Genomic DNA, 15672 nt, shown 5'->3' with positions numbered 1-15672 from the left:
GATTATTTCATTTACACTCATTAGCAGATTAATATAAAGGAGCAAAAATTTTTATAAATCATCGATATACTTCTAGTTCACTTGTACTAAATATTACATAAAAGGAACCATTTGATTAAAACTCTCTATACAGGGGAAAATATCAAGCATATGATATTAATAAATATTCATTAGAATATTCTGTCTTTTTCGGAAGGAGGAAGAAATGAAAAAATATTTTTACATTGTGCTCATTACTTTAATGGTTTTAGGCATAATGATGCCTTGGTATTCATCGCCTTCCGCAACTATCGTTTACAATTCGAAAAGAATAATAACTAGCCCGATTACACACAACAAATATGATAAAAAGGATAAATTGAAGTATCCTACCTTAAAAAAAGCTAGTAAACCGGAACGAGCAGGGTTTTCATCAAAAAAATTGCGTCGAATTGATAGGCTTATAAAACAGGAAATCAAAAATGGATTCCCAGGGGCCGCACTTGTCGTAATTAAAGATGGAAAAATTGTAAAAAATACAGCGTATGGGTTTGCTAAAAAGTATGATGGCCATAGACTTTTAAAAAACCCTCAAAAAATGAAAGTGGATACTATGTTTGATTTAGCATCGAATACAAAAATGTATGCTGTTAATTTTGCACTTCAGCATTTGGTTAGTAAAGGAAGAATTGATTTAAACCAAACAATCTCGCATTATTATTCATCTTTTAGAGACAATCCAACAGATAAAATCAAAGGAAAAGATTCTATACGAATTATTGACCTCCTCAACCATACGGCCGGGTTTTCTTCTAGTGTGCATTACTATAATCCTGTAAGAGCAGCCGAACTGTATTCCCAAGATCGAAATACCACTCTGGAAATGGTATTAAAAACACCTCTTCAATATGAACCTGGTACCTCACAAATTTATAGCGACATCGATTATATCCTTCTTGGCTTTATTATAGAAAAAATTACAGGACAGCCATTAGATAAATATGTTGAAACACATATTTATAAACCTTTAGGATTAAAATCTACTAAGTTCAATCCTCTTAAATATGGTCATAAAGAAAAGGATTTTGCAGCTACTGAATTAATAGGAAATACACGGGATGGGGTCATTTCATTTCCTAATATTAGGACGCATACTTTACAAGGTGAAGTTCATGATGAGAATTCATTTTATTCTATGGATGGAGTATCCGGACATGCTGGCTTATTTTCCACAACAGGCGATCTAGCAGTATTACTCCAAGTTATGCTCAATAATGGAGGATATGGAAAGGTGAAACTCTTTGATAAAGAAACAATTGATCTTTTTGTTAAACCATCTGATATGAACCCTACGTATGGATTGGGTTGGAGAATTAACGCAAATGAAAGTATGGAATGGATGTTCAGCGAACATGCAAATAAAAATGTAATAGGGCACACAGGCTGGACAGGGACAATTACAGTTATTGATAGAGACAATCAATTAGCCATCGCTTTGTTAACAAATAAAAAGCATTCTCCAGTTATAAATCCGCAAATTGACTCCAATAGGTTTCAAGGGGACACAAATGAGATTAGCCAATACGGAAAAATAATAAAAGCTGTTTATGAGGCAATGATAATATAAAGTAAAATAGCAGAATTCCTTCAGTGGACTTCTGCTTTTTTGCTGACTGGATGGTTAAATTCTAATACTTTTTAGGATCTGTATTAATTTTTATTCATTTTTACGAATAAGTATTGATTTTCATTTAAATTATGATAATATAATACAGTATAATGAATAAAGATAATAAAATATGAATATTTATTCGATAAATAGAGGAGGATTTTATCATGTCAAATCCAAAAGTCGTTCTTGCCTATTCAGGCGGTTTAGATACTTCAGTAGCAATTAAATGGTTAGAGGAACAAGGTTATTCCGTTGTAGCCTGCTGTTTAGATGTTGGAGAAGGAAAGGATTTAAATTTTATCCAGCAAAAAGCATTAACGGTTGGGGCAGTTCAATCGTATGTGATTGATGCAAAAGAAGAGTTTGCTAATGAATATGCATTAATGGCTTTGCAGGCACATGCATTATATGAAAATGTATATCCGCTTGTTTCTGCACTTTCTCGCCCACTTATTGCGAAGAAACTAGTTGAAGTGGCTGAACAAGAAGGAGCAGTTGCTGTAGCCCATGGATGTACTGGGAAAGGAAACGACCAAGTACGTTTCGAGGTTGCTATTCATGCACTAAATCCAGAGCTAGAAGTATTGGCGCCTGTACGTGAATGGAGATGGTCACGCGAGGAAGAAATTGAGTATGCGAAGCAAAAGAATATTCCAATTCCTATTAATCTAGATTCTCCGTTTTCGATTGACCAAAACTTATGGGGAAGAAGCAATGAATGTGGAATTTTAGAAGATCCATGGGCTGCGCCTCCAGAAGAAGCGTATGAGCTTACTTCAAGTCTTGAAAACACTCCCGACACTCCAGATGTTGTGGAAATTGGATTTGAAAAGGGTGTTCCTGTTAGCTTGAACGGAAAACAATATCCTTTAGCAGAGCTTATTTTGGAATTGAACTCCCTTGCTGGCAAGCATGGTGTGGGACGTATAGACCATGTTGAAAATCGACTTGTTGGTATTAAGTCACGTGAGGTTTATGAATGTCCAGGTGCGATGACATTAATTAAAGCGCATAAAGAGCTTGAAGATTTAACACTAGTAAAAGAAGTAGCTCATTTCAAACCAAATATCGAAAAGAAAATTGCAGAGTTAATTTATGAAGGACTATGGTTCTCTCCTTTAAGAACAGCTTTGGCTGCATTCCTGGAGGAAACACAAACCTTTGTAACAGGAACAGTAAGAGTAAAGCTGTTTAAGGGCCATGCGATTGTGGAAGGAAGAAAATCTCCATATTCTTTATACGATGAAAAGCTTGCCACGTATACATCTGAGGATGAATTTGACCATAATGCAGCGGTTGGATTCATTAAGCTTTGGGGCTTACCAACAAAGGTTCAAAGCATCGTTCAGAAAAACAAGAAGGTGACAGTGTGAAGAAATTATGGGGCGGCCGATTCACAAAATCAGCTGAGGAATGGGTAGATGAATTCGGTGCATCGATTTCCTTTGACCAGGAATTGGTCATGGAGGATATTGAGGGCAGCATCGCCCACGTCACCATGCTTTCGAAGTGTGGCATCATCTCCGAGACAGAAGCAGATGAGATAAAAAACGGCCTTGAACAACTAAAGGAAAAAGCATCTAACGATGAACTAACTTACTCAGTAAAGCTGGAAGATATTCATTTGAATCTAGAAAGCTATTTAACTGAACTTGTTGGTCCTGTTGGCGGAAAGCTTCATACGGCACGAAGCCGGAATGATCAGGTTGCAACCGATATGCACTTATATTTACGCAATCAGGTTCAAGTTATTATCGAGCTGATTGGAGAAATGCAGCAAGCATTAATAGAACAAGCTGAGGAGAATATTGAAACGGTTATGCCGGGCTATACCCATCTTCAAAGGGCACAGCCGATTTCATTTGCTCATCATTTAATGGCTTATTTTTGGATGCTGGAGCGGGATAAAGAGCGTTTCATTGAAAGTGTGAAAAGAATCAATCTATCCCCTCTTGGTGCTGGCGCATTGGCAGGAACCACATTTCCAATTGACCGTCATTTAAGTGCAGAATTGCTTGGATTTGAAGGTATTTACGAAAATAGTCTTGATGCAGTGAGCGATAGAGATTTTATCCTGGAGTTTTTATCGGACAGCTCTATATTAATGATGCATTTGTCAAGATTAAGTGAGGAATTTATTCTTTGGTCCAGTCAAGAATTTAAATTTATTGAGCTTGATGATAGCTTTGCAACAGGCAGCAGCATCATGCCACAAAAGAAAAATCCTGATATGGCAGAATTAATTCGTGGAAAAACAGGGCGAGTGTATGGAAATCTTATGGGTCTCCTTACTGTTTTAAAAGGCTTGCCTCTAGCTTACAATAAGGATATGCAAGAAGATAAAGAAGGCATGTTTGATACAGTAAAAACTGTAACAGGCTCTTTAAAAATCTTTGCTGGCATGATCCAGACGATGACTGTAAACAAGCAGCATATGGAAAAGGCAACAAAAACTGATTTCTCAAATGCAACAGAGCTCGCAGATTACTTATCAGATAAAGGCATTCCGTTCAGGGAAGCTCACGAAATTGTTGGTAAGCTCGTGCTAGATTGTGTGAAAAAAGGCTGTTTCCTCGGTGATTTGCCACTAGAGGTCTATAAAGAAGCCAATCCTCTATTTGCAGAAGATATATACGTAGTTTTAGATCCTGTTACGGCTGTAAAAAGACGAAATAGTGCAGGAGGAACAGGTTTTAAGCAAGTCGCTGCCGCAATCGAAAAGGCGAAGGAAGCGATGAAAACTAGCAAGTAGATAAAGAGATATAGAGTGCGAATCATTTGTGATTTGCACTCTATTTATTTTTTAAAAGACGATTCAGATAATTAACCTCACAATCTATAAGTTTCATTAATATAATATTTGACTATTCTTCTAATAATTAGGAAAATGAATGATACATAGAGTTTCTTTTAATTATTAGGAGGGTAACTAATGAGGGTGTTAAAAAAGGCAGCATTGTCATTGCTGATTTTTGCCTTAATGGGGATATTAATCTTTCAATCTCCTAAAGATGGACAGGCTGAAATACAAACTAAGTCCCAAAAACGGGAGCTTCGAGCTGTATGGATTGCTACAGTAGCGAATATTGATTGGCCTTCAAAAAAAGGACTTTCAATAGATAAGCAAAAGCAAGAGTTCGTGAAGCTTCTAGATGACGTTGAGAAAATGGGGATGAATGCGGTTGTTGTTCAGATAAAGCCAACGGCAGATGCATTTTACCCTTCAAAATACGGTCCGTGGTCAGAGTATTTAACGGGAACACAGGGGAAAAATCCCGGCTATGATCCACTTGCCTTTATGATTGAGGAGGCCCATAAACGTAATCTGGAGTTTCATGCATGGTTCAACCCTTACCGGATTACGATGAACCATACGAATATTAAACACTTAGCCGCTGACCATCCAGCTCGAAAGCATCAAAATTGGATCGCTTCTTATGGAGGAAAGCTTTACTATAATCCTGGAATACCTGAGGTAAAACAATTTATTATTGACGGAATTTTAGAAGTAGTAAAGAACTATGATATTGATGCTGTTCATATGGATGATTATTTCTATCCTTATAAAGTGAAAGGAAAGGATTTTCCTGATGCGGCTGAATTTAAAAAGTATGGAAAAGGCAAGTTTAAAACGGTCGGAGATTGGCGCAGAGATAATGTAAATCAGCTGGTACGTGATCTAAATAAAGCGATCAAAAAAGAAAAGCCTGATGTGAAGTTTGGAATAAGCCCATTTGGAGTATGGCGAAACAATGCTATTGATTCAACAGGTTCTAAAACAGCAGCCGGCGTAACGAATTACGATGACTTATACGCTAATACAAGAGAATGGATTCGCCAAGGCTATATCGATTATATCACTCCACAAATCTATTGGAATATCAGCTATAAGCCAGCTGCTTATGATATTTTACTAGATTGGTGGGCTAAGGAAACGAGCGGCAAGCCGGTTCACCTATATATCGGACAAGCAGCTTATAAGATCAATAATGATTCCAGTTCAGCATGGAAGAAAGCTGAAGAGTATCCAAAGCAAATTCTCTTAAATCGTCAATATGATACATTTATGGGTAGTATGCATTTTAGCTTAAAAGATCTAATTCGAAATCCACTCGGAATAAAAGATCGTTTAAGTAATGATCTTTATAGGCAGCCAGCCATAATTCCAACGATGCCATGGCTTGATAATATTATACCGCAGTCACCGAGTATAAAAAGTGCTGATCGTACAGAAGACGGCATCGAGCTAATTATTGAGGATCATCCACTAAATCAAGACTCTACATACTATGCAATTTATCGATTTACTGGAGATATAAAAGGAAATATTGAGGACTCAGAAAATTTAGTAAAGACAGTTCGAAAAACAGGAAATGAACAAGTTTTTCTTGATCAAACAACTAAAGCGGAAGAAACTTATACGTATGTGGTAACCGCACTTGATCGACTTCATAACGAAAGTGAAGTTAGTATTGAGGCAATTATACAAAAACAATAATTATCAAAACCTTCTTGAATCGAAATGATTGAAGAAGGTTATTTTTTTGCATTCTTTAAGTAAATGGAACCAATCATTATGAACAAGATATGTTAACTATGAAAAAATAGATCAATCTCGCAAGCGTTAATATAGGGGCAAAAAGATGGAAAAGTAAGAGAAAATGTAAAAATGTATGGTAAAATAAAGCAAATTAAATGGAAACATTAGAAGAGGTCATAAACAATGATTCTAACAAAAAATAGTATTGAAAAATTAAAAGCTAGTATTTCAAAAGTGATTATCCAAGATTTGAACTGGCAGCTTGAAGAGATAAAATTAATCGGCAGCGGAGTTATTAATGCTGTTTTTCTTATAAGAGAGAAAAATTTAGGGATGCTTGCTGTTAGAACACCTTGGCGAGCTGAAGAGAATATGATGGATAAGCATTCGAGTGGAATTATTTCACTTAAAAAGGAAGCTCAGATTTCTGAACATTGCCACAAGTATAGTTTACCAGTCCCTAAAGTCCATAAACTGCATTTAAGTAATGAAATAAACTTTCTAATATCTGATTTCGTATCGGGAGATAATAGTCCGATTTCCTCATTTGATATTGGTCAACTTACTTCTAAGATTCATGAAGTTCCATTGGATAGATTGTCAATTATTGATCAACATCAGCAGTCTTTAAGTCAAATTATATCCCATAGAATTATCAATCGTGCTCAAACACTAAGAGAACTCACCAATTCAAAAATTACTCTTCCTTGTTTAAAAGAATTACAGGCGATTTTGGACACATCACAAGCTGATAATTGTTTATTGCACCTTGATGTTAGACGACCGAACTTAATTGGAGAAAAGGGAAGCATTAAAGCGATTATTGATTGGGATAATGCCTTTATCGGTAATCCAATTATGGAATTAATGCGAATTGCTGAAACAGAGGAGCTGCATGTAGACGAATTTTTAAAGGGATATAACAATATGAGTATTGATGAAAATACTGATAAGGCTATTCAATTTATTTACCGCCTAGACACGGCATTAATGCTTTCTATTTTATTCATCTCGTTTGTTAATGACGTGGAAAAAAGAGAGCACTATTTAAAACGTGTAGATTATTTAAGTACAGAAATAATGAATAGTTTATAAGTCTAGTTAACTGATTTTTTCAAAAATGGGCAGTAAGAGAGGGTGTCGCAAATGTACATTGAAAAGTTTCATTTTACTGAAGAAGAACGGAAAAAGACGATTGAAGCTTTTATTAAAAACGGAGTACTGAGAGAATTGCCAAGTAAAGAAAAGCGAAAGGTAATTATCTTATTAGAACTGATAAAAAAGTTTGAAGAGGGTAGTTCTTACTCTGAAAAAGAAGTGAATGAAATTATTAAGAATTTCTATAAGGATTTTGCAATATTAAGAAGGTATCTAGTGGATTATCAGTTACTTGAAAGAAGTAAGGATTGTTCATCGTATTGGATAAATAGTTCATTGGCTATAAAAAACATAACCAATTAATATTTTTCTTAAATTATCTTTATTAATGGGGAGATTAGATGGAAATTATTTTTAATGAATTTTTTCAAGAAGAACTTACGATTCAAGCAATTCAAGCAGCAATGGAAGATGGCGAAATTACTTCAAAAGAGTTAGTTATGTATTATCTTTTTCGAATAGCAAAGTATGACCAAGCTGGCCCAAACATCAATTCCATTCTTGAAATAAATCCTGATGCCATTTTTATTGCTGAAGCATTAGATGCTGAAAGAAAAACAAAAGGTTCTAGAGGACCATTACATGGCATTCCTGTCTTGTTAAAGGATAATATTGAAACGAATGATTCTATGCATACGAGTGCTGGAACCATTGCACTTGAAAATAATATCAGCAGTCATGACGCGTTCCTTGTAGAGAAGCTTCGGAAAGCAGGTGCAGTTATTTTAGGTAAGACGAACATGACTGAATTAGCAAATGGAATGTCAACTGAAATGTGGGCAGGCTACAGTTCCAGAGGGGGACAAGTGTTAAATCCATATGGGGATGCAAACCTATATGTTGGTGGATCAAGCTCAGGATCAGCGGTAGCGGTAGCTGCAAACTTCACCGCATTATCGGTAGGAACAGAGACCGATGCTTCCATTCTCAGTCCGGCGATTCAAAACTCGGTTGTCGGGATTAAGCCTACTGTTGGTTTAATAAGCCGTACTGGTTTGATTCCCTTTACCTATTCACAAGATACTGCAGGGCCATTTGCTAGAACAGTTACGGATGCGACTATATTATTAGAAGCTTTAGCAGGTGTGGATAAGGATGATCCTGTTACTTTTAAAAGTGAAGGAAAGTTACATGATAATTATTCGGAATATTTAGATAGATATGGTTTAAGAGGAGCCAGAATAGGTATATTCAATCCTGTTTCTAAAGAATATTATCATTTAAATGAACATTATACTTCTGAAGATAACAATGAAGACTTATTTAAGAATGTGATTCAGACGCTCATGGATGAAGGAGCTAAAGTCATTTGTGATATCGAGATCCCTTCTTTCCATCGAGAATGGAGTTGGGGAGTATCGCTTTATGAATTAAAGCATAGCTTAGATAATTATCTCTCCAAACTGCCTTCACACATGCCTGTACACTCCATTACGGAACTAATTGAGTTTAATAAAAAGTTAGAAGAAAGGGCATTAAAATACGGACAAAATAAATTAGAAATGAGAGAAGCTTTTTCAAATACATTAAGAAATCCGGAGTATTTGAATGCCAAATTAGAAGATTTGTATTTTTCACAAGAACAAGGGATTGATTATGCTTTAAAAAAGTATGATCTAGATGCGATCCTTTTCCCTTCGTATATTGGTTCAACACTATGTGCCAAAGCTGGTTATCCTTCCATTGCTGTACCTGCAGGATATATGGAAAGTGGTAGACCTTTTGGAGTAACGTTTGCAGGCACCGCTTTTAGCGAAGGGGTTTTGATAAAGATTGCCTTTGCATTTGAACAGGCAACTAAACATAGGAGAAGCCCAAATATGAAATAAGATACAAAGTAAAATGCATACAATAAGTGCTAGACCTACATCGATTTAAGAAAGATAGAAAAAGGAGACTTTATGTTTCGAACGATTGAATATTTAAATGTCGGAAATGAGAGACAGAGAAATGCCTATAAAGTTATATCCACATTAGGCATTATGAAAGACTTAGAGGACTTTACCCCCTTACTTTGTGGGACTATTCCAATCGAAATTGATATCGGAGGTTCAGATTTAGATATTATTTTGGAAGTTCATCATTTTAATCAGTTCGGAAAAAAGGTTGAATCATTATATGGAGATAAATCAGAATTTAGATCAAAACAAACAAATATAAGAAATTCTCCCGTTATTAAGGTTAATTTTATGTTTGAAGGCTTTGAATTTGAGTTGTTTGGTCAGCCTAAGCCTGTTCTTAAACAAAACGCTTTTCTTCATATGCTAATTGAATATCGATTAATGCAGGAATCACCGCAGTTAAAGGAAGAAGTACTGACACTGAAGCATCAAGGCTATAAAACAGAACCTGCATTTTGTAAAATATTAGGATTACAAGGGGATCCATATGAAAGATTACTTGAATATGGGATTGAAAAAGGCATAATTAACGAAATGAATTTATCGTGACAATAGAAATAGAGCTTCAAGAGAAACGGAAGTAGGAGAAGAAATTGGAGAATGAAATACTAAAAATCTTTAATCAACGAAGAGAGCAAATAGGTGTGGCTGTTAGGGAAGAGGTACATAGACTTGGGCTTTGGCATGAAACCTTTCACTGTTGGTTTGTTCATCGTGAGGAGGAAGTTGACTTTATTTATTTACAAATTAGAAGTAGTGAAAAAAAAGACTATCCAAATCTATTAGATATTACTGCAGCTGGCCATTTATTAGTTCATGAAACTATTTATGACGGAGTGCGGGAAATTAAGGAAGAGCTTGGAATAGAAGTTGAGTTTACTGATTTAATTTCATTAGGAATCATTGATTATAGTGTGACTAAAGCTGAATTAATTGATAATGAAATTGCTCACGTTTTTTTATTCAAAAGTCAAAATACATTCTCTGACTTTGAGTTGCAAAAAGAAGAAGTGTCAGGAATTGTAAAAGCGAAATTTACTGATTTTTGTCAGCTTTGGTTAGGGGGAAAATCTGTCATTACTATCGAAGGGTTCGAAATAAATAAATCTGGCGAGAATACCTTGTTTAAGAAAAATGTTGATAAAAATGACTTTGTACCACATGATATATCATATTACGAAACGATCATCAAACTAATCCAAAAAGAAATTTCGGCATAATTTTTATTATAAGGGATGAGAGGGGAGAACAAGGAATAAAACTAGCCTTTGATGAATAAAAGATCAATATTAAAAGAGGATGATTAGAATAAATTATCACGAGAAAGTAAGAGGATACTCATATTTGATCCAGTTATTTAAAAAGAAGGATTTTACGGAGGAACAGATATGAAGAAATTTCATGTAAAAAAGAGATACTTTTTAATTGTTCTGTTTGGAATATTATTCATTGCAGCTATTTTAACAAATCCAACCAAAAAGGACTATATCCTATTTAGTGAAGAGCTAACAGGGCTTAAAACACCTGAAAATGTAAATGTAGAAATTGAGAGACTGAACTTTTATTTATTTTCTACTTATGCACCAAAGGGCCCGTTGAATCATTACGGTATTGTTCACTTCGGATTTATGGGGATTTTCTTCCGTATTTCTAATGGTCAATATGGTTATCCCAATTGGTTAGAATTTTTTAACTAGGTCAACAAAAAATGATGCATGGATAAAATTTTCCATGCATCATTATTTCTATTTGAAAATTAATAATATTAATAAGAACAGTATGTCTTAAAGTTATTCATCTTCCTTATTTGTACGAATAACCAATACATCACAAGGAGCATATCGGACAATGTTTTCAGATACGCTGCCAATTAGGAAGCGTTCTACTGCATTCATACCTGTAGCTCCACAAATGATCAAGTCTACAGAATGCTTTTTAGCGATGTCCTTTGGAATTCTAATTTTAGGTGAGCCGTAATCGATCACATACTCAACATTAGAAACGCCTGCTTCCAATGCTTCATTTTTGTATTTCTCCATTAGTTCTCTTGCGAACATATCAGCTCTTTCTGCGATTGTACGGTCGTATGCTTCCACAGTTGCAAAAGTACGAGTGTCAATAATATGTGCTAATGTGATTCGTGCATCATTTCTTTTAGCAACTTCTATCGCTTTTTTAAAAGCCCATTCTGCTTCTGTTGACCCATCTACAGCTACTAAAATGTTTGAATATTTCATTCCCATGAATATCTCCTCCTTTACTTTAATTATATAATACCAAAATGTGTATATCTGTAACAAATTATCGAACAATAAGAAAGTTAGTAAATAAAATAAAAGGAGCTACCCTGAGATGGAAAAACGTGATCCTAAGAAGCAATCCATTCATTTTCTCAATGAGGAAGGAATGAACCAGGTTTCAGATCAAATTATGGATGTTTATAATAGCGGGGTTATCGACCAATCAAATGCCAATTTTGATCTCGATTCGAATGATGCCCCTGTTGTAGGGGAAAATCAACAGTTTTAAATAACAAAGAAGCTGTCATGCAAATTGACAGCTTCCTACTTATGTCTAGCTCCAGCGCCTACCCCCGACGTCATAAGTCAGTCCGCCAAGAAAGTTAAAGAACAACTTTCAAGTCGGCCTGTCTTATGCTTGTCGGGGGTGGGCAAGGCGCTTGCGCTTTTCTAATTATTTTATAATTTGCAGCTCTTTCGGGAATTTCGTTAAGATTTCAACCCCGTTTGCAGTGACCGCTAAATCATCCTCGATCCTAACACCTGCTACATTAGGTACATAAATCCCAGGCTCAATTGTGAAAACCATTCCCTCTTCAAGCAATAGAGGATTTGTTTCGGTTAATGAAGGAAACTCATGTACACTAATGCCTAAACCATGACCTAAACGATGAGGGAAGTATTCTCCGTATCCTGCTCCTGCAATTATGTTTCTAGCAGTCAAGTCGATTTCAGAACATGAGACACCTGGTTTACATGCTTCAACAGCAGCCAACTGGGCTTTTAATACGGTATCGTATATTTCTTTTTGTTTATCATCTATGTCTCCATAGGCAACGGTTCTTGTAATGTCAGAACAATAGCCGTCAACAATGACACCTAAATCAAATAGAACCAGATCGCCTTTTTTAATTTTAGTCATACCGGGATTACCATGCGGAGAAGCACCATTCGCTCCGGTAAGGACCATAGTAGAAAATGACATTTCACGAACGCCTTTTTTCTTTAAAGCGAGTTCGACAGCAGCTAGAACTTCAAGCTCTGTTTTTCCTTCCTTAATTTCAGCACATCCAGTTTCAATGGCAAAATCAGCTAATGCACAAGCCTCGCGAATAATGTTTAGCTCTTTTTCATCCTTTACCATGCGCAGCTTTCTTAATTTTTCTTCAGCTGAAATGAATTGTACGCCATTAAACATTTGCGAAAGCACTTCATATCTTTCAACATTCATATGCTCTTTTTCAACAGCAATTCTCTCAACCTTTTTCAATCGTTTATCAATCTCTTTATGGATAAATTCCCAAGGATTTTCAATGTCAGTGTAGCTGATAACTTGGTTGTTCCAGCCTGCATTTTTTGCATCAGTCTTATCTAATGCAGGGCAAACAAGGAAGGGTTCTTCCTCTTGGAAAACAGCTATACCAAGAAGTCTCTCATGAGGATCACTTAAAAAACCACTAAGATAAAAAACATTTTCAGGCGATGATACAAAGCAAAATTGTATATCATTTTCCTTCATCCACTCGGATAATTTTATCAATCTAGTATTCATGATAGGACCTCCTATATATTCATATAAAAAGAGTAGCAATGAAATGAGCAAATGTAAACTTTTAGAACAGTATGAAAAATGGTATAAGTGAGTAAGAAGAAGGAAAAATTATTCTTTCGTTGAACTATTTTACATAATGATTAGTTGAAGGGGGAATTGAAATGAAAGTATTCTATCATGGACATTCATTTGTAAAAATTGAGTCCCAAGGAAAGACCATTCTTATTGACCCATTCATAACCGGGAATACATTAACGGATTTAAAGGTTGATGATGTGAAGCCTGATGTCATTATTGTTACTCATGGCCATGGAGACCATCTTGGGGATACAGTTGAACTTGCGAAAAAACACAATGCTCTTGTAATTTCCAACTTTGAATTAGCCACATACTTAAGCTGGCAGGATGTCCATACACATGGAATGAGTATTGGAGGGGCTTACCAGTTTGATTTTGGTAAGGTAAAGTTAACTCCTGCTTTTCACGGAACAGGATTAGTTACTGAGAACAAAGAAATTATTTATTTAGGCATGCCTGCAGGAGTTCTTATCACTTTGGAGGGAAAGACCATCTACCATGCTGGTGATACTGGCCTTTTTTCTGATATGAAACTAATTGGAGATCGCCATCCTATTGATCTTGCGTTCCTGCCAATTGGTGATAATTTCACAATGGGACCAGAAGATGCTGCATATGCTGCTAAGCTGTTATGCGCAAAACGGGTCGTTCCCATTCATTATAATACATTCCCACCTATTAAGCAGGACCCACATAAATTTGTTGAGATGCTTGATTCTGGTGTTGGCCAGGTTCTTGAGGCAGGAGAGTTCATTCAAATATAATCCAAAGCGCAGCTTACCAATGAGCTGCGCTTTTCTTCATATTCATTAGGTAAAAATCATTTTCTATTGTCTGTCCGCATACATATATGAAATAAGAGAAATGCGGGAGGAATCTTGATGAAAAAAAATCGATATTTACTATGTTTACTCGTCTGTGGTGCACTGCTTTATTTTGCATTGCCAAGGCTCGATATATTTAGTGTAGGATTGGAAGGGATATTTGCGATGACTTGGCTTGCATTTGCACTTTTTGTGATAGCTGGGAATTTAACAGCATTGCTTTATTCTCCAAAGAAACTTATGACAAGTACAAGATCGCAAGCGATAAATGAGAGAAAAAAAGCAAGATCCTTCTATCGGTAATTGTAGAATATTTAAGACGATACATGCACCGAATTGATATTAAGGCGTTTTTAACCTTATAATGAAGATAAAGGAATTATAGAAAAAGGGTGAACGTCTTGGCTACAAAGCATGAACAAATATTGCAATATATCGATGAACTGCCTGTAGGAGAAAAAATTTCAGTAAGACAAATCGCCAAGGCAATGACTGTAAGCGAAGGTACTGCCTATAGAGCCATTAAGGATGCAGAAAATAAGGGGTATGTCAGTACGATCGAACGAGTAGGTACGATTAGAATTGAACGTAAAAAGAAAGAAAATATTGAAAAGCTTACTTTTGCTGAAGTGGTAAATATTGTCGATGGACAAGTGCTTGGTGGAAGAGATGGCTTGCATAAGACACTTAATAAATTTGTAATCGGTGCCATGAAGCTTGAAGCCATGATGCGGTATACGGATGCAGGAAGTCTTCTAATAGTCGGAAACCGAACGCGTGCACATGAGCTTGCTCTTAAAGCAGGTGCAGCAGTTCTTATTACAGGTGGATTTGATACGGATGATCAAGTAAAAAAACTAGCTGATCAACTGCAGCTGCCCATCATCTCTAGCAGCTATGATACATTTACAGTAGCTACGATGATCAACCGTGCGATTTATGATCAGCTTATCAAAAAAGAAATCATTCTTGTTGAGGATATTTTAACCCCTCTTGAAAATACGGTGTATGTCAAAACAACTGAAAAGGTTTCAGATTGGCTTCAATATAATCGTGAAACAAAACACAGCCGCTTTCCTGTTGTTGATAAAAATTTAAAGGTATGCGGTATGATAACATCTAAAGATATTATGGGTCATGATCACGAAACACCAATTGATAAGCTTATGACAAAAAATCCGATGACTGTAGGAAAAAAGACAAGTGTTGCATCATCCTCCCATATGATGGTATGGGAAGGGATTGAAGTACTGCCTGTAGTGGATGATTCTAATAGACTAGAAGGGATTATCAGCAGACAAGATGTGTTAAAAGCACTGCAAATGATTCAACGGCAGCCTCAAGTAGGTGAAACCATTGATGACATTGTGACAAATCAGCTTGTATTAACTAGAGGAAAAACAAAAGGAGATGATGTGTATCGTTGCGAAGTGACACCGCAAATGACAAATCATCTTGGTACAATTTCGTATGGCGTTTTTACAACGATCGTATCTGAAGCAGCAAATAGAGTGTTAAGAAATTATAAAAAGGGCGATTTAGTAGTAGAGAACATGACAATCTATTTTCTAAAGCCAGTTCAAATTGAAAGCATGCTTGAAATATATCCGCGAGTGCTAGAAGTTGGCCGTAAATTTGGAAAAGTGGATGTGGAAGTATATAACGAAGGTGTCCTTGTAGGTAAGGCAATGATGATGTGTCAATTGATTGAAAGATAAGCCGTTCCCT

16 protein-coding genes are annotated in these 15672 nt (G+C 35.9%); 14 read left to right on the top strand and 2 right to left on the bottom strand.

Annotation, left to right across the window (positions count from 1 at the left end; translation table 11 throughout):
• Positions 1–259: 259 nt before the first annotated feature.
• The 10 genes from pbp4b (at position 260) to FSZ17_RS17545 (ending at position 10947) form a co-directional block, all read left to right on the top strand.
• On the top strand, positions 260–1606 hold the full coding sequence (gene pbp4b / locus FSZ17_RS17590) for a penicillin binding protein PBP4B (RefSeq protein ID WP_407643453.1): 1347 nt from the start codon (positions 260–262) through the stop codon (positions 1604–1606).
• A gap of 209 nt (positions 1607–1815) precedes the next feature.
• Positions 1816–3024, top strand: a complete 1209-nt coding sequence (locus FSZ17_RS17585; protein ID WP_057772027.1) for an argininosuccinate synthase — start codon at positions 1816–1818, stop codon at positions 3022–3024.
• A complete protein-coding gene (gene argH, locus FSZ17_RS17580; RefSeq protein ID WP_057772025.1) occupies positions 3021–4403 on the top strand; it encodes an argininosuccinate lyase in 1383 nt (460 codons plus the stop codon). The genes FSZ17_RS17585 and argH overlap by 4 nt, the downstream gene beginning before the upstream one ends.
• A 180-nt stretch (positions 4404–4583) precedes the next feature.
• Positions 4584–6149: a glycoside hydrolase family 10-like protein gene (locus FSZ17_RS17575; RefSeq protein WP_057772023.1), complete on the top strand. Its 1566-nt coding sequence runs from the start codon at positions 4584–4586 to the stop codon at positions 6147–6149.
• 225 nt (positions 6150–6374) lie between these two features.
• Complete coding sequence (locus FSZ17_RS17570; protein WP_057772020.1) at positions 6375–7286, top strand: phosphotransferase family protein; 912 nt, start codon at positions 6375–6377, stop codon at positions 7284–7286.
• A gap of 51 nt (positions 7287–7337) precedes the next feature.
• Entirely contained in the window at positions 7338–7652 is a 315-nt protein-coding gene (locus FSZ17_RS17565) for a DUF2087 domain-containing protein (RefSeq protein WP_057772018.1), read from the top strand.
• A 38-nt stretch (positions 7653–7690) separates the two neighbouring features.
• A complete protein-coding gene (locus FSZ17_RS17560; protein ID WP_057772015.1) occupies positions 7691–9178 on the top strand; it encodes an amidase family protein in 1488 nt (495 codons plus the stop codon).
• A gap of 72 nt (positions 9179–9250) precedes the next feature.
• Complete coding sequence (locus FSZ17_RS17555; protein WP_057772014.1) at positions 9251–9799, top strand: DUF4269 domain-containing protein; 549 nt, start codon at positions 9251–9253, stop codon at positions 9797–9799.
• 44 nt (positions 9800–9843) lie between these two features.
• Positions 9844–10470 carry an NUDIX hydrolase gene (locus FSZ17_RS17550; RefSeq protein WP_057772011.1) on the top strand — a complete coding sequence of 209 codons (627 nt, stop codon included), beginning with the start codon at positions 9844–9846 and terminating at the stop codon, positions 10468–10470.
• A 168-nt stretch (positions 10471–10638) separates the two neighbouring features.
• Entirely contained in the window at positions 10639–10947 is a 309-nt protein-coding gene (locus tag FSZ17_RS17545) for a hypothetical protein (protein ID WP_228460234.1), read from the top strand.
• Between the two features lie 93 nt (positions 10948–11040).
• Here FSZ17_RS17545 and FSZ17_RS17540 read toward each other — a convergent pair whose 3' ends face one another.
• Positions 11041–11493 (bottom strand): universal stress protein, encoded by a 453-nt coding sequence (locus FSZ17_RS17540; RefSeq protein ID WP_057772008.1) that lies wholly within the window; start codon positions 11491–11493, stop codon positions 11041–11043.
• A gap of 109 nt (positions 11494–11602) precedes the next feature.
• Here FSZ17_RS17540 and FSZ17_RS23525 point away from each other — a divergent pair, with 109 nt between their 5' ends.
• Positions 11603–11779 carry a hypothetical protein gene (locus FSZ17_RS23525; protein ID WP_185150641.1) on the top strand — a complete coding sequence of 59 codons (177 nt, stop codon included), beginning with the start codon at positions 11603–11605 and terminating at the stop codon, positions 11777–11779.
• 165 nt (positions 11780–11944) lie between these two features.
• Here the strand turns inward: FSZ17_RS23525 and FSZ17_RS17535 are convergent, their stop codons facing one another.
• Positions 11945–13042, bottom strand: coding sequence for a M24 family metallopeptidase (locus FSZ17_RS17535; protein WP_057772006.1), 1098 nt, complete (start codon positions 13040–13042; stop codon positions 11945–11947).
• 161 nt (positions 13043–13203) lie between these two features.
• Here FSZ17_RS17535 and FSZ17_RS17530 point away from each other — a divergent pair, with 161 nt between their 5' ends.
• The 3 genes from FSZ17_RS17530 to FSZ17_RS17520 all read left to right on the top strand — a co-directional run bounded on the left by FSZ17_RS17530 (position 13204) and on the right by FSZ17_RS17520 (position 15662).
• Complete coding sequence (locus FSZ17_RS17530) at positions 13204–13884, top strand: metal-dependent hydrolase (protein WP_057772004.1); 681 nt, start codon at positions 13204–13206, stop codon at positions 13882–13884.
• A gap of 117 nt (positions 13885–14001) precedes the next feature.
• On the top strand, positions 14002–14247 hold the full coding sequence (locus FSZ17_RS17525) for a hypothetical protein (RefSeq protein WP_057772002.1): 246 nt from the start codon (positions 14002–14004) through the stop codon (positions 14245–14247).
• Positions 14248–14345: 98 nt separating this feature from the next.
• Positions 14346–15662 (top strand): CBS domain-containing protein, encoded by a 1317-nt coding sequence (locus FSZ17_RS17520; RefSeq protein WP_057772000.1) that lies wholly within the window; start codon positions 14346–14348, stop codon positions 15660–15662.
• Positions 15663–15672: the final 10 nt, after the last annotated feature.

Origin of the sequence: Cytobacillus dafuensis, from assembly GCF_007995155.1 — a bacterium.
GTDB lineage: Bacteria > Bacillota > Bacilli > Bacillales > Cytobacillaceae > Cytobacillus > Cytobacillus dafuensis.
The sequence above is the reverse complement of the archived record's forward strand: the minus strand, read 5'-3'. Positions and strand labels throughout refer to the sequence as shown.